The organism is Bernardetia sp. (genome assembly GCF_020630935.1).
Lineage (GTDB): Bacteria > Bacteroidota > Bacteroidia > Cytophagales > Bernardetiaceae > Bernardetia.
Map to the genome: position 1 here is coordinate 1 of NZ_JAHDIG010000019.1, position 18518 is coordinate 18518.

Consider the following 18518-nt stretch of genomic DNA (forward strand, 5'->3'; position numbering starts at 1 on the left):
CAGCTTATGGAGCTAAAAAAGTATATGATTTTAGAAACAATCAGAATGATGAGAACTAGTATATACAACTAAGCATGATGACTTTTATTGTTATGATATAGAAGTTTTTGCCAAACAGTTGCTACATTCTCCTTGAATCAAAATGTGAGAACTTGTTACTTTCCTACTTGGAATAGTAGGCAGTTTTACCTTTATTTTTATGCACTCAATCTTTCCACAAACCAAGCACTGGAAGTGTGGATGGTATTCTGGAGGCTCAGATGAACTGTTGCACAGATGTTTGGCATACCACTTTATTCCATCTTTTCCGAAGAAAGAATATAAAGTACCGTCATTTTCTAGTCTGTCCAATACACGATATACTGTGGTCTTGTTTACCTCAGATTCAAAAAGTTTGACTAGTGAGACTGCAGAAATGGCTTCTTGTCTCTTATAAAACTCTTCTAAAATTAGTTCAACAGCCTTTTTTTTCTTGATAAATCTCATAAAACAAAATTAATGCAACAACGTTGCATTTGCAAATTTTCTTTATATTTGCAATAATGTTGCATTTATATAAATTGTATTTATGAGATTATCTTTCTCCAAACCAGATGCTATGGGGGCATTGGCAAGTACAATGTGCCTAATACATTGTATAGCCACACCTTTTATTTTTGTCGCTCACAGTTGTGCGATGAGTTGTTGTGAGGTCACTCCAATTTGGTGGAAGTGGATAGACTATTTCTTTCTAGTAATTTCTTTCCTCTCTATCTATCAATCTACACGTACAAGTTCCAATGATTTTGTCAAGTATGGTTTATGGATAAACTGGGTAATTTTGCTTGTTGTGCTAGTCAATGAAAGTCTAGAAATATTTGCCTTACCAAAAATTACAATTTATGTAGTTGCACTTTCTTTAGCCTCACTACACCTCTATAACCTCAATTATTGCCAGTGTAAGAATGAAAAATGTTGTACCAACTATGAATAAAGAACAAGTAGAATTGATAGGAGATAATCATATTTCTTCAAGTATAGAAACACCTTTACTTCCCAATGCTTTTGAAAAGTCTGATAAAGAAAAAATTGAAAATATTGAAAGATACTTTGCTAAAATAATGACTGAGTTAGGTCTTGACCTTTCAGATGATAGCTTATCTGGAACGCCCTACCGTTTTGCTAAAATGTATGTAAAAGAATTATTTTATGGACTGAATCCTAAAAACAGACCCAAGCTATCTACTTTTGAAAATAAATATGGTTATAATAAAATGCTTGTAGAGCAAAATATTACCATAGATTCAGCTTGTGAACATCACTTTTTGCCCATTATTGGACAAGCACATGTGGCTTACATTCCTAAAGATAAAGTTATAGGTCTTTCCAAAATTAATCGTTTAGTAGATTATTATGCTCATCGTCCACAAGTACAAGAAAGGTTAGCACTGCAAATTCTTGATGATTTGCAAAAGGTCTTAGAAACAGATGATGTAATCGTTATGATTTCTGCCAAACATCTTTGTGTTTCTTCAAGAGGAATTAAAGACAAGAGCAGCTTTACTACTACACTGGAATACGGAGGTTGTTTTGAAGACAAACTGATGCGTGAGGAGTTTTTCAAAATTGTTGGTAATTCGGAAATCTAATGATTTGTAAGGCAAAGTATAGTTTTTTTCACTAGAAAACTCTAAAGTTTTTATAGTAAAGTAGTATCCGAAAGACTTTAGAGTTTTTGTTTTGCTTTTTGTTTTTTTAGTATGTAAATTTGCAAAAATAAAACAAACCAATATCGCAGTTTTTTGAAGCAATCATCTTCCATATTCTCAACTCTCTTGATACTCATTATCTTGATACAACCTTTCCAAAAACTTTGGATTGTTTTGTCTTTCGAAATGAATAGAGAATACATTGCCCAAAACATGTGTGAGAATAAAGAAGCAGAGGAAAAACGCTTAGAAGAACTAGCAAGACTACGAAAAGCAAAAGACTTTCAAGAACAGTATGGCATTCGTTGTGCAGGTTCTTGTCAGCTTCAAAAACAACTTGCAGAGGCTGAAAAAGCAAATCAAGAAAGCTCTTCTATTTCGCCAAAATATACATTAGATGTTCTTTTTTTAGAACCAAGAGAGCTTTTTACCTTTGAAAATCAATTTTTTAGTTCAGAACAACCTGTTTTGAATGGTTTTTATAAAGGTTTTGATTCTACCTCAAGTTTACACGGAATTTTCCGTCCTCCTATAGTTTAAATCTCTATGTATTGTTGTATCATTTTGTAGGTTTAAAGGCTTGCCTTTAACTATACTGTGTGTTTTCCTGTAAAATAACCATTCTACACATTTCAAAGGCAAGCCTTTGTACGTTACCTCAATTTCATACTATTTTCTTATTTCATTGTCAGTGTCTTACCGACGATATATAATTTACATCGATTTTGACAAAATTTTTATTCCAAAATCGCCCTGCTTTTCTATTGATTTTATTCTATTTATTAAATATAAAATAAACAAAAATGAATACTAAAATAAATTTATCAAAAGTTTCTCTTTTTGCCTTATTTATGGCATTTTCTCTAATACTTTTCTCTTGTAAAAAAGACAGTGAAACAGAACCTGAAATAGATCCTAACAAAAGTGGAACGGTCGAAATCAAGTTTGACAATATTTATGGTCAAGATGATTTTACCCTCAATACCGAATATACAAATTCTGTAGGAGAAAATTTTACAGTAGATATGTTACAGTATTATATCAGCAATATTGTTTTAAAAACTGAAGATGGCAGAGAGTACGTCGTGCCACAAGAGGAATCCTATTTTCTTATCAAGGAACACGATGCAAACACACAAAAGATACAACTTCCTAATGTTCCAGAAGGAAATTACAATGAAGTTACTTTTACGATTGGTGTGGACAGTTTGCGTAGCACTATGCTTCCAGAAAACCGTACAGGCGTGTTAGATATTGGTGTAGAAGGTGCAGGAAAAGAAATGTATTGGAGATGGAACTCGGGCTATATTTTCTTTAAAATGGAAGGAGTTTCTTCTGCTATTGAACCAACAGAAAATAATCCTGATGGTCGTTTCTTTTACCATATCGGAGGTTTTGGAGGATATGAATCCCAAACTATCAATAATATCAGAACTATTACACTTTCTTTGGGAAGAGATGCTGCCAAAGCAAGAGAAGAAGCAATGCCATCCATTCATATTGTAGCTGATATGGAGAAAGTATTAGGTGGAAAAACAGATGTTTCTTTGAGAGAATATCCTGTTGTGATGTTTAATCCTTTTTCACTTAGTGTTTCTGAAAACTATATGAAAGCCTTTGAATATCATCACGTTCATAACGAACACGGACACGAATAAAATTTAAACAAACCTATAAGGTTTTCAAAACCTTATAGGTTTGGCAGTAAAAATCCACCAATTATGAAAAATCTAATTTTATCTACTTTCTTCATGATATTTTTGGTTTCCTGTCAAACAGAAAACATAAACCCAAAAGAAGAATTTGGTTTCCAACAACCGAGCAACTTTCCTCCTCCTGTCTATGATTTGTCGGAAAACCCTATAACAGTAGAAGGATTTGAACTAGGCAAAAAATTATTTTATACTGGACTTTTGTCAAGGGATGGGACAGTAAGTTGTGGTTCTTGTCATCAACAAACTTCTAGTTTTACGCAGCACGGACACAGCCTAAGCCATGGCATAGACGACCAACTTACGATGAGAAACTCACAACCAATTCAAAATTTGGCTTGGTCTAAAAGTTTTTTTTGGGACGGTGGTGTTTTTCATTTAGATTTATTTGCTCCTGTTCCTATTGAAGCCGATAATGAGATGGGTGAAACATTGCCAAATGTTTTGCAAAAACTAAGAGAAACAGAAGGTGCTAAATCTCCCAAAACAGATTATCCACTGCTTTTTGAAAAGGCTTTCGGAACAAAAGAAATCACGACTGCTAATTTTTTAAAGGCATTATCACAGTTTCAACTCATGTGTATTTCATCAAATTCTCGTTACGACAAACACATTAGAAATGAAAGTACAGACGAAAATAAACTCACTGCTCAAGAACTAAAAGGTTTAGAACTCTTCAATCAGAAATGTGCGACCTGCCACACTACGGAGCTTTTCACAGACTATTCCTTTAGAAATAATGGTTTGCCTATTGGAAATCCGAATGATGAAGGACGTTTTTTGATTACACAACTAGAAGAAGACAAATTTAAGTTTAAAGTACCCAGTCTTAGAAATGTAGAAGTTACTCGTCCGTATATGCACGATGGTAGGTTTAGAAATTTGGAAGCTGTTTTAGACCATTATGCTGATGGAATTGTAGATTCTGAAACACTAGACCCAATTTTGAAGAAAAATTTGAAAATAGAATTGAACGAAGACGAGAAAAAAAACATAATAGCTTTTTTAAAAACACTTACCGATGAGGAATTTTTGAATAATCCTCTTTTATCTGAATTTTAACCATCAACGAGCTTAAAAGCGTCGTTGAGGAAATTGCACAACAATGAAAAATCTTATTACCGTTTTACTTCTTATAAACTCCTTTTTATTCATATCATATTCCTCACAAGCCTGTGATTTGTGTGGGTGTGGTGCAGGAAGTTATTATTTGGGTGTGATGCCACAGTTTCAAAAAAACTTTATGGGTGTGCGTTATCGCCAAGCTAGTTTTGATTCTCACTTAGGAGGAACTGGAAATTATTCAGACCTTTTCCGAACACAAGAGCGTTTTTATGCTACCGAAATTTGGGCAAGATATTATCCCACCCCAAAACTACAACTTTTGGCTTTTTTGCCTTACCAATGGAATTTTCAAGATGAAAGAGGCAATACAAAATCGCTTCATGGCATGGCTGATGCTTCTTTGATTGCTCAATATGAGATTTTAAATACCACAACAGATACTATTTCTCAAATCTTTGAACACAATTTTTTGATAGGTGGAGGCATAAAATTACCTACTGGAAAATCAAACTTCGACGAGGAAGATGTCTTGCAAGTCGCTAATCCTAATTTTCAACTTGGCACAGGCAGTACAGATTTTCTTTTGACGACTCAATATACTCTTCGTTATAGAAATGTAGGTTTTACAGCCGATGCTTCTTATAAAATCAATACAAAAAACAACGAAAATTATCGTTTTGGAAATCGTTTTAGTAGTAATGCTACACTTTTCTATGTCAAGCAAATTGGAAAATTTGGTTTTATGCCAACCTTAGGAACATACTATGAATACAATCAAAAAGACCAGAGAGAAAATACTATTGTTTTTGATACAGGAGGAAATCTTCTAAATGCCGTTTTTGGAACGCAAATTTATACTGGACGTTTTATGGTAGGAATAAATTATCAAAAACCAATTTCTCAAAATTTGGCTAACAAAAAAATCAAATCAAGAGATAGATTTATGATTCAGACGGCTTTTTTGTTTTGAGTATAAATTAAACCAATTCAATGAATCCAAAAAAAAGAACAGAGTGGCTTATAAAAAATACGGAAGAAATTTATCAGAAAGCAGAACAGTGGAAAGACAAGGAGATAAAAGCAAGTATTTCTCTAACAGATAGAGATTTTGACCGACATGGAACGAGCAATACTTCTTTTTTATTTATGCTAAAGTCATTTTCTCTACGAATAAGTGGAGCAAGAATGATGTTTTGGGGAACAAAAGACGAACTCATAGAAATAGCTACTGATTTTCTTGTAGAAATAACTTTAGAAGAATCTAAAATTACTTTCTTAGAAGATTTGGGTAATAAATGGTATAAAAAAGTGATTTTAGAAAAACAGGAGTAACTTGTTGATAATTTACTAAATCTTATCACAGTTCTTTATGTAGTTCAAACTTTTAGTCTAACGACAAAGATTAAAAAGAATTTATTTCATTTAAAAACTTAGTTTTTGATTTTACAGACTATTCTGGAGGACTGGTGTATAAAATTAACCGTGATAATTTGTACTTTTCAAAATATTTTCATCTTGCAAAATATATTTGGTTAGATTCAAACAAAATGTTTTGTAAATTGTAGTGTACTAATTACAAACTACTCTGATAAGACTATTTATGAAGAATTATCTTCCATTTTTTAAAACAATAGCGCAAAAAATATGGTCTGTTTTCGGTTTTCCAAAAGGAGAATCTAAGCTAATACGCTTCTGTCGTGTGCTTTGGTGGCTTACCATAACAGGACTTTCAAGTATCATTTTATTGTTCGTTGCCATAATTTTCAACTGGTTTGGTTTTTTTGGAGAAATTCCTTCTCTAAAAGCCTTAGAAAATCCTAAAACGCCTATGCCATCGGTGGTTTATACATCAGATAGTGTAGAAGTAGTGCGTTATTATAGCCGAAACAAAACGCCACTCAAGTACGAACAGATAGATTCGATGACTATTTTGGCTCTTCTAGCGACTGAAGATGCTCGTTTTGAAAGGCATTCAGGCATTGATGCAAAAGCTACGTTTTCCATTTTTTGGTATCTTTTGAAAGGAAATAACAGAGGAGGCAGCACCCTAAGTCAGCAACTTGCTAAAAATATGTTTGATACTCGTTCCAAAGAAAATACTGGTAAATTGGCAGGCAAAGGCAAAATCAGTACTATCATAGCAAAGGCAAAAGAATGGGTTATGGCAGTTCGTTTAGAACGTTCTTATACTAAAAAAGAAATCCTTAATATGTATCTGAATGAAGTAGCTTTCGGAAATAATGCCATCGGACTTCATGCAGCAGCAAGAAAATATTTTTCTACTTCCCCTGATAGCTTGGAGGTACATCAGTCGGCTCTGCTTGTGGGACTTTTAAAAGCTCCTTCTACGTACAACCCTCTAAGAAATCCAGAAAAGGCTATCAAAAGAAGAAATACAGTGCTGAATCAGATGGAAAAATATAAATATATTTCTTCAAAAGAAGCGTCCTCTCTGAAAGAGTTACCCTTAGATTTAGATATTTCGTACGAAGTAGCTGAAACAGGAACAAGTACTTATTACAAGAATTTTGTTACACAAAAACTCAAAAAATGGTGTGAGCAAAATGGATATGACCTTTATGCCGATGGGTTGGAAATTTATCTTACCATAGATTCCAAAATTCAAGCTCATGCAGAGGCTGCCATAGCTAGACAAATGCCTATTCTGCAAGATAAATTTTATGAGCAATGGAAAGGTTTAGTTCCGTGGACAAATAGTGATAAAGAACCTATCGAAAATTACATTGAAAATGCTGTTGCTAAAACAGATTATTATAAGTTTTTGGTAGAAAAATATGGAAAACAGAGTGATTCTGTTCAAATTTTATTAGAAAAGCCTAAAAAAATGACTGTCTTTACTTGGGCTACAGAAAACCATAGAACAGATACTACACTCTCTACCATAGATTCGGTAAAATACTACAAGCAAATTTTGAGGTCAGGCTTGGTTTCACTAGACCCCTACACAGGACATATAAAAGCGTGGGTAGGAGGAATCGATTTCGAATATTTTAAATATGACCAAGTACGACAGGCAAAAAGACAACCAGGTTCTACCTTTAAAATGTTTGTCTATGCTGCTGCGATTGATTCATTGAATATGTCACCTTGTGATACTATCTTGGATACAAATCCTATCATCAGATATGAAGAAAATGGAGAGCAAAAAGTTTGGACACCTCATAATGCAGACTGGACAAATACTTACCGATATATGACACTTCGACATGCTATGGGACGCTCTATTAATACGGTTACAGCGAAGCTAACTGAAAAAGTAGGTTGGACAACAGTAGCACACTACGCAAAAAAAATGGGAATAGAATCTAAGTTAGCAGAAGTTCCTTCTATCGGATTAGGTTCTAGTGATGTATCTCTTTTCGAAATGGTGGGGGCATATTCAACCATTATGAATGCTGGAATGTGGCAAGAACCACAAATTTTATGGCACGTAAAAGACAAACACGGTAAAATATTGAATTATTTCTACAACGACTCTCATCGTGCTTTGTCTAAAGAATCGGCTTGGCTAATGAGTTATATGCTTAAAGGAGGAACACAAGAACCTTATGGAACATCACTTGCTTTATGGTCGTATGGCGTTTTGGGAAATGGAAATGATATAGGAGGAAAGACAGGAACATCTTCCAACTTTGCTGATGGCTGGTATATGGGAGTTACAAAAGACTTAGTTACTGGGGTTTGGGTAGGTGGAGACGATAAAGCTATTCGCTTCCGAACCTCTAGTGTGGGAGAAGGTTCTAAAACGGCACTTCCTATCTTTGGAGTTTACCTCAAAAGCCTTTATGAAGATAAAAATACAGGTATCAGAAGAGGAAAATTTTTGCCTCCCACAGTAGAAGTACAACGTTCTTATTATTGCCCTACTCCAAAATATGACCGTTATCCAGAAAAGGATAGTACGGATGTAGAGGAAGTTATTGAGTAAATTTTAATTTTATGCAAGGAACATACAGATTAAAATTAGGTTGGTTAATATTTATTGGAGCAGGTAGTTTACTACTTTTATACCTATATTTTGTAGGAGTTTTCATGATTTATGAAAGTAGAGAGTTATATAATCTAACTGATTTTATAGTGTTTTTTATATTCTCACTCCCTTTATTAGCTTTAGGAACAGCAGGAGTTATTGAGCTTTTTTATGCAAAAATTGTAATTGAAAAAGATAGAATCTACTCAAAAGGAATTTTGAATAATCACTCATTTACTTTTGATAAAATTACAGGAGTAAAGAGAACGATTCATTATGTCCATATCTTTTCGGGGCAAGAACATATAGATATATCTAAATATGTAAAAGATGTTGATAAAATATATAATTGGTCAAGCAATAAATTCAAAAAAATTAGATAAATACTGTAAAAGATAGGTATTCCTTGGCTAATGCCTAATTAAAAACTAAGACGATATGCAAGATATAGAAGGCACTTATAAATTAGTTAAAAAGGCAAGTCAACAGAGTTTAATAATAGGTTTAGTTGGTATACTTTTGAGTATCACCCCATATTTTTTTCTGATTAGAGCAGAGCTTTTGGAAGCTGCTCTATATTTATCTTTTTTTCTAATTCCATTTTTGATTTTAGGTTTAGTAGTAACAATACACCCTTTTATTTATCAAGTTACAATAACAGAAAAATCTATTTCTTTAAAACTACCAACTAAAAAACGCTCGTTTTCTTTTGATGAAATAAGAGGGTTTAGAACAAGTCCAGGCTATATCTATATTTACTCTAAGAGAAAGAAAATAGCCATTTCTGCATATACTGAAGGTATTGATAAGATACGTAACTGGGTACATCGAAGCTTCGTGAACTTAGATGCACTACCACAAGAGGAAAATGATTTTGCAGGAAAGTTTAATGCTTTTTTCGACAGGCATTTTTCGAATCTTGATAATGAAGAGAACACTGATATTTCTTTAGCTTCATATCAAAAGCAGCTAAGTAGAGCCAAATACGTCACTAAGATATATAATATTATATGTGTCATTTGTATTATTTGGTTGTTCTTATACCCTTATATTGGCAACTCTTCTTTTTTTGCTGATACTTTTTTTGATAGTTATAAAAATGCTTTTATTTCAATAGTTGTACTCATTATAACAGGTATAATTCTTCCTAAGATATCAAATGGATTTATTAAGTATTCCAATAAAGAAGATAACAAACCCTACGTAAGTAGTATGTTTTTACCATTGGGGGCAGTTTTAACTTTGAGAGTTTTACTTGATATAAACCTACTAGGCTATTCTACTATACTTCTTTACAGTGGCATGATAGGATTACTATTAACTATAACCGTCATGACAAGCAAAGAATTTAATGTTAAGCAATTAAAGACTTACTTACAAGGAGTATTTTTTCTGTTCTCATTTACCATTTTTGGATATGGAACAATAGGTATAGGTAATTTTTTATATGATGAGTCAATGCCAAAGATATATAGGGCTAAAATTATAAAAAGAGAAATGTATTCTGGAAAAGTAATCACATATAATTTGAGAGTAGAAAAGTGGCACGAAACTTTTTCCAACGATAGAATAAATATCTCAAGAAATAAGTATCGAGAGTTAGAAGGTGAAGATAGTGTTACAATTTATCTAAAAGAGGGCAAGTTGGGTATTCCTTGGCTTATTCCTAACTAACTTTTTAAAAACCTAGACCCTTTTGAGGATACTCCTTTTCTTCGTAGTGTTGGATTTATAAACCCAACGCTACGAAGAGACAAGTAGAGTTTGATTAACTAAACTGTCAATAGGCAGAATTGTAAAAAACTGTGATAGCCTTTAATTTTTAATTTATTTCCAACTCACTTCATCAAAAATGATAACAGCTTTTTCTTGGTTTTCGCCTAGTTTTGAAAGGTTGAGAGTATCTTCTTTGAATGTTCCCCAATCTTTTAGTGTTTGTGCCATCTCTACGTCTGTGCGAACAGGATATTCCATTTCTTCTCTTACATAGACTTCTTGTGCTTCTTTGCTTGTCAAAAACTCAATCAGTTTGATAGCATTTTCTTTATTAGGTGCATATTTGGTTACAGCTGCTCCACTTACGTTGATATGTGTTCCTCTTCCATCTTGATTTGGGAAAATAACAGCTACTTTTTTTGCTGCATTTACGTTGGCTTCATCTGTATCGTTGAGCATTTGAGCAAAGTAATAGGTGTTTGTTACAGCAAGTGTTCCTTCTCCTGCTGCAATGGCTTTGATTTGGTCACGGTCGCCTCCTTTTGGCTCTCTTGCCATATTTGTGACTACACCAGTAGCCCATTTTTTAGCTGTTCCTTCATCCGAATTGGCAATAACTGAAGCTAAAAGCGACTGGTTGTACACATTGCTAGATGAACGGATAAGTAGTTTTCCTTTAGCTTTTGCATCAGCAAGACTCTCATAAGTAGAAAAGTCTTCTGGCTTTACTTTTTCTTTATCATAAACAATAACTCTAGCACGCTTTGTAATGCCAAACCACTGATTATCTGCATCTCTCAAGTGAGCAGGAATATTTGTAAACAAAACTTCTGATTCAATCGGCTGTAAAAGGTCTTTTGCTTTAGCTCTATGCAAACGCCCAGCATCTACAGTTATCAGAATATCAGCAGGTGAATTTTGTCCTTCCATTTCTAGTTTGTTGATAAGCTCATCAGCCGAAGCCTTCACAACATTTACTTTAATGCCTGTTTGTTTTTCAAACTCTTCAAAAAGATTTTTATCAGACTCATAATGACGATGCGAATATACATTTACTTCCTTCACTTCTTCTGCTACAGTAGTAGAGTCAGTAGTTGTTTCTGCATTATCTTTTTTATTGCCATTGCAAGAGAAAAATGAAAGAGACAGGATAAATAAAATAGCACTTAAAAAAATACGGTTCATAATTTAGAAATTAATTGTTGTTCTTATTTAGAATCATTTTAAACAATGCAAAGATAGTAATTAGATTTAGATTTGCCTTGTCTGATTTATTTTTTTGAAAAAATTAGTAACTAAACAATATGAGTATAGGGAAGTTGAATCAATACACAATTTTTTAACCTAAAGCCACTTTTTAGATATGCAAGACAAAAATATAGACAAAGAACCAAAGCGTATTCAGTTTTATCTCAACAACGAACTCAATCCTTTAGAAGATGCCAAAATTAGAGATGATATTTCATCAGTTGTCAGAACAGGAAAAAATATTTGGATTGGTTTTGATGAGAGCTTAGGATTGGAACGCTTAGAGCTTGTTACTTTTGGAGAGAAACAGAGTTTTAGAAAGCACACTCATTTTCCATTAGAAGATTATATTGATTTGACAGACGATAGTGAAGTGGACATTGAAGGTTTGGCGTATGACAATTATTATCTTTGGGTAACAGGCTCACAGAGTAAAAAACGCAATGATGTAGATAAAGAAGATGACCTAAAAGAACAGATAGACGACCTTACCGAACTCAAATACGATTACAATAGATACACGCTTGCTAGAATCCCTTGTGTTCCCAATAAAGAAACTGGAGACTGGGAACTTCACAAAGAAATTCAGCATCCAAAAAATGAAGATATTACGCTTAGAGCTGCCAAACTAAAAGGAGGAAAGAAACATACACAGCTTTCTAAAAAGTTGGGTAAAGACAAGCACTTTAAGGAATTTATGGATTTGCCTTGTAAGGAAAACGGTTTTGATATTGAAGGGTTGGCAGTAGATGGAGAGCGTATTTTTCTAGGAATGCGAGGTCCTGTATTGAGAGGTTGGGCAACTATTATTGAAATTGCTGTCAAGGAAACCAAAAAAGGAAAGCTAAAGCTCAAAAAAATAGGAGAAGAAAAAGATGGAAAGACAATGAAGTATCGCAAACACTTCCTAGACCTCAAAGGAATGGGAATTAGAGAACTTTGTTTGCAAACGAACGATTTGCTCATCTTGGGAGGTCCTACAATGGATTTGGATGGAACAATTTCTTTATACAGAATAAAAAATGGTTTGGAAGATGCCAGTTATTCTATTAACCCTGATGTAGAACGTGTTTTTGATGTAGCCAAAGGCGCAGAAATAGAACGAGGCAAAGACAAAGCAGAGGGAATTACACCTATGGCAAATGGCGATTTGCTTATTGTTTATGATGCACCAAAAGACGACCGTCTGATTGGAGAATCTAATATAGAGATGGATATTTTTCCATATCAAAATTGATAAATACTAGAATGTTATTTAACTTCAAATGAGTTAATAACAAAACAATGAAATAAGAAAAATGGAAAAACTGATAGTAAAGAACTTCAAAGCCATAGAATATGCCGAAATAGAAGTAAATGACCTTACTTTTTTTATTGGACAACAAGCTAGTGGAAAAAGTACACTCGCTAAGTTGGTGTATTTTTTTAAGACTTTGGGGAAGTTTATTGGTAATGAATTACTTTATCAAGAAAATACTTATGATGTTTCTCAAATAGAAAAGAAAATTGAACATATTATTTGGGTATTTTTCTTAGCTCTATTTGGCAACAATGAAAATTTCTACATAAATTTTGTTTATGCTAATGGTAACTCTATAAAGTTTTTTGCAAGTGAAGAAGTGGGTTTTACATTACAAGATGATAATGATTTTTTATCAAAACTATCTGAAGAATTAATACAACCCATCGAAGAATTAAATTCATTGCGAAAAACAGATACTTCATTTAATGATAGAATATTCAAATTGTGGGAAGACAAAATTGATAGAGAATTAAATAAATATTTGCCTTATAAAAAAGATAATATTTATTTTCCTGCTGGGCGAAGTTTTTTGTCTTTAGTCGATAAAAATATAATAGAGATTGGAAGAGGATATAGAGAAGAGTTTGAAAATTATATAAGACAAGCCGAAACAGGAGATTCAGGCTCTCCTTTATTATATCCTACTATTAATGAAAATGCTTTACTCATTTCTTCTTATATTAATCATTGTTTAGACTTAAAAAAAACTTTTAAAACTCTAAGTAACATTATTTTCCAAGATAAAAATTTGATAGAGTTTGTGGTTAAACAAGAACAAATTTTAAAGGGAAATTATTTTCAAAATAATGGAGAAGAAGGAATAAACACAGAAAAAAATAAAATACTTTTACAAAACACTTCATCAGGACAACAAGAAGCAATCAGACTTTTACAAGATATTAAGAGCCTTATAATTTATAACAAAAAAACAGCCTTCCGAGTGTACGAAGAACCTGAAGCGCATTTATTTCCTGCCTCACAAAAAGCATTAATGGAAATGATTGTAATTTTATTAAATTCTAATCCAAATGTACAATTACTTATTTCTACGCATACGCCGTATTTATTGGCTGTTTTGAATACGTTGATGAAGGCAAAAAAATTAGAAAAACAGCTAGGAGAAAATGATTTGACTTTAGATTCTTTAGTTCCAAAAGAAGAACGTTTAGATTCTAGTCGTGTACGAGTTTATAGTGCAAAACAAACAGAAAATGGAAGATTTGTTTTTGAGAATGTTGTTAATCAAGAAACACAAAGTATTGATGCAGAAATCATAGATAAAGTTTCAGAAGAAATTGGAACTACTTATGAGCAGCTTTTAGACTTACAAAGTAATCTTTCTAACTCTGTATCTGAATGAAAAAAATAACCTCTAAAAAGTGGATAAGTACAGCCAATCAGAAAGAAAGACATAATAGGCTAACTACTATTTTATTTGACAAACAAAACTGTTTTGAGTTTTTTGAGGAAAATACATTTTTTGAAAAAACAGAAAATGGAAAAACCATTATTTTGAAGTCAAAACCTACAAAAAATACAGCACAAACAAATCGTCTCATCTGTATAGACTTTGAAAAACTTTTTGATTTTGTGAATAGTAACTTGAGCCAAAAGTGCGATTTTGTTTTTATCGATTATTACAATCAAGAATATTACTTTATAGAATTGAAAGGAAATGCAGAGCATATGTCAAAACCTTACGAACAGATAAAAATAACTATTGAACTTTTCAAGCAACGAGCAAATATCAATAAAAACTCCATTTTTGGAATAATCATAGGAGGAAATAACAAAATAGCAGGTATTGGTATTCCACAGGTTGTAAGTAAAAGAAATGAGTTTATTCAAAAAGTCGGTAAAGACTTATTTCACGCTCAAAATAAAGGTATTATGAATTCGCCATTTATTTCAAGTACTGATTTTATTGGCTCATAATTCTATTCTACCAAAGGCAGTTCTATAAAAAAGGTTGTTCCAAAATAAGGTTCTGTTTCGAACCAAATTTTTCCTCCTGCGTGTTCTATTCCACGTTTGGCAACTGAAAGACCAATTCCAGACCCTGTTGATTTGGTTGTGAAGTTAGGAATAAAGAGCTTTTTAGCTGTTTCTTCATCAATTCCCTTTCCATTATCACGAATATAAATCAATATCGTTTCAGGGGATTTCTGATTTGTTTTTTCCAAAACAACATTAATATGTGGGTCTTTATCTTGAACTGCCTGTATTCCATTCAAAATAAGGTTTGTCAAGATACGTCCCATTAGCTTTGAATCTCCATTGATATAAAACTCTCCTTGGTCTAGGATAGCATCTAAACGAACGCTTCCATCATTTTTGTAAAGAATTAAAGTTTCTTGCAAGACCATCGAAACATCAAAACGTTCACTCTTAGGAATAGGCATTTTGGCAAATGCTGAAAAAGAAGTCGCAATATCGCTTAGTGTATCTACTTGTGTAAGCAAACTTTTTATAGAACGCTCGGCAGGAGACTCTTCATTAGCAAGCACTCTTTGTAAATGTTGTAATGTCAGTTTCATCGGGGTTAGAGGATTTTTTATCTCGTGTGCTACTTGTTTTGCCATTTCTCTCCACGCCGATTCTTTTTCACTAGCAGCCAGAGCAGCTCTACTTTCCTCTAGTTTTACCAACATCTTATTGTATTCTCCAGCTAGAAGACCAATTTCATCATCTGATTTATAATCCAAAGGCTTATTATCTCCACTAAGCGTAATTCTTTTCAAACGAGATGTAACAAGATTCAATGGCTGTGTCAAATCACGAGAAGCAAAAAATGAAAGCACTACCAAAAGCAAAAATATTCCTGTAAAAACATTGAGGATGGTAGAAACTACTTCCACAATCTGCTCATCTGCATAGCGTTGAGATTCAAAAAAAGGAACATCAATAATCCCCATCACTCTGCCTGTTTCTGGAGATTTGACCACTACATAGGCAGAATTATAATTTAGCTTTCCAATAGACTCACTCAAAATGGCTTTGTTTTGTTTTTGTTCGATAAGCAATGCCATTGCCTTTGGATTGATGAGTGAAGAAACCAATCCGTTGTCGTAAATGGTGGGTTGGGAAGAAGCTAAAAGAACACCATTTCTGTCAAAAACATTGATTTCGGTTTGTGTGAGGCGAGCAATTTCTTCTAATGATTCTAGTAGTTCGTCTTTTGAAATATCCTTATCAATAACATAATCACTTAGCTTGTCTGAAAAGTTTTGTGCCACATTTTCAGCCTTTTGAAAATAGGTTTCTATGGTCTGATTTTTATTTTCTGAATTAAGAATACTGACAATCAGAATACTCAAAAGAATGGTAGGAAGGAAAAACGCAAGGTTGAGATAAAGCTGAATTTTTCCAGTAAGGTTAAAGGCAAAAGGCTGTTGTCTAAAGTAGAAACGATAAATTGCCAAAAGCAAAAGCATCATCAATACAATACAGATAAATTGCATTGAAAAATTGGTCAGTATAGATTTTAAAGGATATTTTACAGATGAAATAACAACAGCTTTTTCGTCATTGTTTTCTGTTACTAAAAGATGCTTATAGGAGGAAGTGGAAAAGGTTTTTTGACTATCAAAGTTTGTTAGAAAATCTTTTTCATAAACAAAATTTCCTTGTGTGTATATGGGTTCGCCATTTTTAAGAATAGCATAACTCCACGCATTTCTTCCTCCCCAACGGTTATATGTTAAATAAGGATTGTCTGATAAAAGATTTGGATAAACACTATTCGAAACCACTTTTTTGAGCTGTAATTCTAACACAATTTTTCCAATCTTGACACCACTTCTACTAATTTCACTAAAAGCAAAATAGCGTTTAGTATTGGTGGGCAAATCATGAACTAGGAAAATACTTTCATATTCTGTACTGTACTCTTTTTGCGCATACCTAGAGTACATCTCATCATAGGTCATGGTGTTTTCATAAGGCATTCCATTTCCATTAAACAAATGCACTTTTATATCATACTTATCAAAATAATAGTCTAAATAAAACTTGCGTATTTTTCTTGAAATAATATCCTTTGTAGTAAAGGATGTCATAAGTCTATTTTTAATAATAGGGTCGTAGGGCAAAGATTCGACAACGTCATTGAGTAAAAACTCTCCTTGCAAATCATTTTCTAATAAAAGCTGTTCAGCAAAATTTTCTTTGGCTGTTTTTTCTCTTGTCTGTTCGAAACAATAGATGATATAACTACTCATAATAGAAGTAGTAATTGCCCCTAAAAATATATAGATAAAGATTTGATAGGTAAAAGAACGTTCCGAACGTGGCAATTCTACAAAAATAACTATCAAAATATAGATAGTATGAGCAAGGGCAATCCAACCATCTGAAATATTAGCGTGTACACTAAAAGCATAAATACCACTGATTATCCAACCTATCAACATTCCTATCATAACCATTGAGATTATCTTCTTCTTGTCCACATGTAGCCATTCTACAAACCTAACTAATATATGAATCAGCAAAAAATAAGTTGTGGCTGTCAAGATACCTATCAGAAGAGCAGTTATTTTTAGTAGAGAAAAGTCTAGTTCTCTTGTAAAGTCTAAGGAAATTTGAGGCGAGTGAATATAAAGGTTACGAATATTTATAAAATGATAGAAAGCAACAGCAAAAGACAGAGCAATAGCTATCACGATGCCAAACTTTTTACGTTTTCGGCTGCCAATGCTTCTCATGTGTGAGAGTTCGCTAAAGTGTACAAATAGAAAACTACTGATAATAAAAATACAGACTACATTTAAAAACAAATCTCCCAACGAAGGAGCAACTATCGAAGAGGCATAATAACGAGCATTGAAAAGCAAAGTAGGAACAGCACTATTGGGTAAATCTAAAAATAGCATCAAAAAACGAATGCCAAGGAAAGTGGACAGTAAAATAAAAAAAGCTGACCAAACTTTTCCATTTTTGAGATGGTAAAGCATCGAAATGCGAGCTTGCAAAAACACAAAAATACAGGAGATGAGCATAAAGAAAAGCACTGTATAGTTTTGTGAAGATTGCCAGCTATAATCAGAGGGAAAAATAAGTGCAAATAGTAGATTACTTCCTGTTCCATAAATTCTATAAGATGAACCCTCTGGAGTGAGTTGTATGCCTATATCTGGTTTTGAAAAGAGCTTTGGGTTTACACCTAACGTAAGAAACTGATTGTAGATTTTGTATTCAGAAGCAAGTGGAATCAGTACAACACCTGTCATATTATCATATTTGGTAACGATAATTTTTTGTTTTATCAGAAACAGACCCTTTGGTGTTTCGATGGTATATTCTGAATACTTATTTTTGAGTTGGTCATAAGACAATATATAGGTATTGTCTGTCCAGAAAAGCAGTTCACTATTCCTAAAAATATAAATTGGATATTTTCCTGTGTTGGAAGTGATGAGGGAAAAATCTAGTTTTTTGTAGTTTTGAATAACAGCTTCCTCTAGTTGTGTAAGTTCTTGTTCAGCAACTTCTAACTCCTTATCTACTTTATTGCTTACTTCTTGTCTATATTCATTATAATCCTTCGTATTTACCAAAAAGTATCGAAAGCCCAAACCAGCTAGCAGAGTAGCTAATGCAATAAACAAGAAAGAATAAGAAACAGGTTTTGACATGCTTTTTCTATAGACCAAACAAATAAAAATAAAACGCTAAAATAAGTCTCAAATTTTGAACCTTAAATTTTACAAGAACATTTTGATGAAAAATAAATGACAGACTGTTAGATTATAAAAGAACAAAACCTCATATTTGTACGTATATTTGCAACTATT

16 protein-coding genes are annotated in these 18518 nt (G+C 32.9%); 13 read left to right on the forward strand and 3 right to left on the reverse strand.

All coding sequences use genetic code 11. From position 1 onward, the window contains the following. Positions 1-90: 90 nt before the first annotated feature. Complete coding sequence (locus tag QZ659_RS07095; RefSeq protein WP_291724078.1) at positions 91-486, reverse strand: Fur family transcriptional regulator; 396 nt, start codon at positions 484-486, stop codon at positions 91-93. A gap of 82 nt (positions 487-568) precedes the next feature. Between QZ659_RS07095 and QZ659_RS07100 the strand changes: the two genes are divergently transcribed. From QZ659_RS07100 to QZ659_RS07145, 10 genes are all read left to right on the forward strand, one after another. Continuing rightward, positions 569-973: a MerC domain-containing protein gene (locus QZ659_RS07100; RefSeq protein ID WP_291724081.1), complete on the forward strand. Its 405-nt coding sequence runs from the start codon at positions 569-571 to the stop codon at positions 971-973. Further along, a complete protein-coding gene (gene folE / locus QZ659_RS07105) occupies positions 966-1628 on the forward strand; it encodes a GTP cyclohydrolase I FolE (RefSeq protein WP_291724083.1) in 663 nt (220 codons plus the stop codon). The genes QZ659_RS07100 and folE overlap by 8 nt, the downstream gene beginning before the upstream one ends. 153 nt (positions 1629-1781) lie before the next feature. After that, positions 1782-2228, forward strand: coding sequence for a hypothetical protein (locus tag QZ659_RS07110; RefSeq protein WP_291724086.1), 447 nt, complete (start codon positions 1782-1784; stop codon positions 2226-2228). Between the two features lie 263 nt (positions 2229-2491). Further along, positions 2492-3346: an MbnP family protein gene (locus tag QZ659_RS07115; protein WP_291724089.1), complete on the forward strand. Its 855-nt coding sequence runs from the start codon at positions 2492-2494 to the stop codon at positions 3344-3346. A gap of 63 nt (positions 3347-3409) precedes the next feature. Continuing rightward, positions 3410-4462, forward strand: coding sequence for a cytochrome-c peroxidase (locus QZ659_RS07120; protein WP_291724092.1), 1053 nt, complete (start codon positions 3410-3412; stop codon positions 4460-4462). A 43-nt stretch (positions 4463-4505) separates the two neighbouring features. After that, a complete protein-coding gene (locus QZ659_RS07125) occupies positions 4506-5435 on the forward strand; it encodes a hypothetical protein (RefSeq protein WP_291724095.1) in 930 nt (309 codons plus the stop codon). Between the two features lie 20 nt (positions 5436-5455). After that, positions 5456-5797, forward strand: coding sequence for a hypothetical protein (locus QZ659_RS07130; protein WP_291724098.1), 342 nt, complete (start codon positions 5456-5458; stop codon positions 5795-5797). Positions 5798-6065: 268 nt separating this feature from the next. Continuing rightward, positions 6066-8414 carry a transglycosylase domain-containing protein gene (locus tag QZ659_RS07135; RefSeq protein WP_291724101.1) on the forward strand — a complete coding sequence of 783 codons (2349 nt, stop codon included), beginning with the start codon at positions 6066-6068 and terminating at the stop codon, positions 8412-8414. Positions 8415-8425: 11 nt separating this feature from the next. Continuing rightward, a complete protein-coding gene (locus QZ659_RS07140) occupies positions 8426-8839 on the forward strand; it encodes a hypothetical protein (RefSeq protein WP_291724104.1) in 414 nt (137 codons plus the stop codon). Between the two features lie 55 nt (positions 8840-8894). Continuing rightward, on the forward strand, positions 8895-10130 hold the full coding sequence (locus QZ659_RS07145) for a hypothetical protein (protein ID WP_291724107.1): 1236 nt from the start codon (positions 8895-8897) through the stop codon (positions 10128-10130). 153 nt (positions 10131-10283) lie between these two features. Here the strand turns inward: QZ659_RS07145 and QZ659_RS07150 are convergent, their stop codons facing one another. Next, positions 10284-11357, reverse strand: coding sequence for a Fe(3+) ABC transporter substrate-binding protein (locus tag QZ659_RS07150; RefSeq protein WP_291724110.1), 1074 nt, complete (start codon positions 11355-11357; stop codon positions 10284-10286). A 178-nt stretch (positions 11358-11535) separates the two neighbouring features. On the opposite strand from QZ659_RS07150, the gene QZ659_RS07155 reads away from it, so the two are divergent. From QZ659_RS07155 to QZ659_RS07165, 3 genes are all read left to right on the forward strand, one after another. Then, positions 11536-12657 (forward strand): DUF3616 domain-containing protein, encoded by a 1122-nt coding sequence (locus QZ659_RS07155; protein ID WP_291724112.1) that lies wholly within the window; start codon positions 11536-11538, stop codon positions 12655-12657. Positions 12658-12718: 61 nt separating this feature from the next. Continuing rightward, positions 12719-14083, forward strand: coding sequence for an AAA family ATPase (locus QZ659_RS07160; protein ID WP_291724116.1), 1365 nt, complete (start codon positions 12719-12721; stop codon positions 14081-14083). Then, positions 14080-14658 carry a hypothetical protein gene (locus QZ659_RS07165; RefSeq protein ID WP_291724119.1) on the forward strand — a complete coding sequence of 193 codons (579 nt, stop codon included), beginning with the start codon at positions 14080-14082 and terminating at the stop codon, positions 14656-14658. Before QZ659_RS07160 ends, QZ659_RS07165 begins: the two co-directional genes overlap by 4 nt. A gap of 2 nt (positions 14659-14660) precedes the next feature. Here the strand turns inward: QZ659_RS07165 and QZ659_RS07170 are convergent, their stop codons facing one another. Beyond that, a complete protein-coding gene (locus tag QZ659_RS07170; protein WP_291724121.1) occupies positions 14661-18359 on the reverse strand; it encodes a sensor histidine kinase in 3699 nt (1232 codons plus the stop codon). Positions 18360-18518: the final 159 nt, after the last annotated feature.

Excerpts from the sequence above, each read along its gene's own strand:
- QZ659_RS07095 (WP_291724078.1), bottom strand. The coding sequence starts at position 486 with ATGAGATTTATCAAGAAAAAAAAGGCTGTTGAACTAATTTTAGAAGAG.
- QZ659_RS07100 (WP_291724081.1), top strand. The coding sequence starts at position 569 with ATGAGATTATCTTTCTCCAAACCAGATGCTATGGGGGCATTGGCAAGT.
- folE (WP_291724083.1), top strand. The coding sequence starts at position 966 with ATGAATAAAGAACAAGTAGAATTGATAGGAGATAATCATATTTCTTCA.
- QZ659_RS07115 (WP_291724089.1), top strand. The coding sequence starts at position 2,492 with ATGAATACTAAAATAAATTTATCAAAAGTTTCTCTTTTTGCCTTATTT.
- QZ659_RS07120 (WP_291724092.1), top strand. The coding sequence starts at position 3,410 with ATGAAAAATCTAATTTTATCTACTTTCTTCATGATATTTTTGGTTTCC.
- QZ659_RS07125 (WP_291724095.1), top strand. The coding sequence starts at position 4,506 with ATGAAAAATCTTATTACCGTTTTACTTCTTATAAACTCCTTTTTATTC.
- QZ659_RS07130 (WP_291724098.1), top strand. The coding sequence starts at position 5,456 with ATGAATCCAAAAAAAAGAACAGAGTGGCTTATAAAAAATACGGAAGAA.
- QZ659_RS07135 (WP_291724101.1), top strand. The coding sequence starts at position 6,066 with ATGAAGAATTATCTTCCATTTTTTAAAACAATAGCGCAAAAAATATGG.
- QZ659_RS07140 (WP_291724104.1), top strand. The coding sequence starts at position 8,426 with ATGCAAGGAACATACAGATTAAAATTAGGTTGGTTAATATTTATTGGA.
- QZ659_RS07145 (WP_291724107.1), top strand. The coding sequence starts at position 8,895 with ATGCAAGATATAGAAGGCACTTATAAATTAGTTAAAAAGGCAAGTCAA.
- QZ659_RS07150 (WP_291724110.1), bottom strand. The coding sequence starts at position 11,357 with ATGAACCGTATTTTTTTAAGTGCTATTTTATTTATCCTGTCTCTTTCA.
- QZ659_RS07155 (WP_291724112.1), top strand. The coding sequence starts at position 11,536 with ATGCAAGACAAAAATATAGACAAAGAACCAAAGCGTATTCAGTTTTAT.
- QZ659_RS07160 (WP_291724116.1), top strand. The coding sequence starts at position 12,719 with ATGGAAAAACTGATAGTAAAGAACTTCAAAGCCATAGAATATGCCGAA.
- QZ659_RS07165 (WP_291724119.1), top strand. The coding sequence starts at position 14,080 with ATGAAAAAAATAACCTCTAAAAAGTGGATAAGTACAGCCAATCAGAAA.
- QZ659_RS07170 (WP_291724121.1), bottom strand. The coding sequence starts at position 18,359 with ATGTCAAAACCTGTTTCTTATTCTTTCTTGTTTATTGCATTAGCTACT.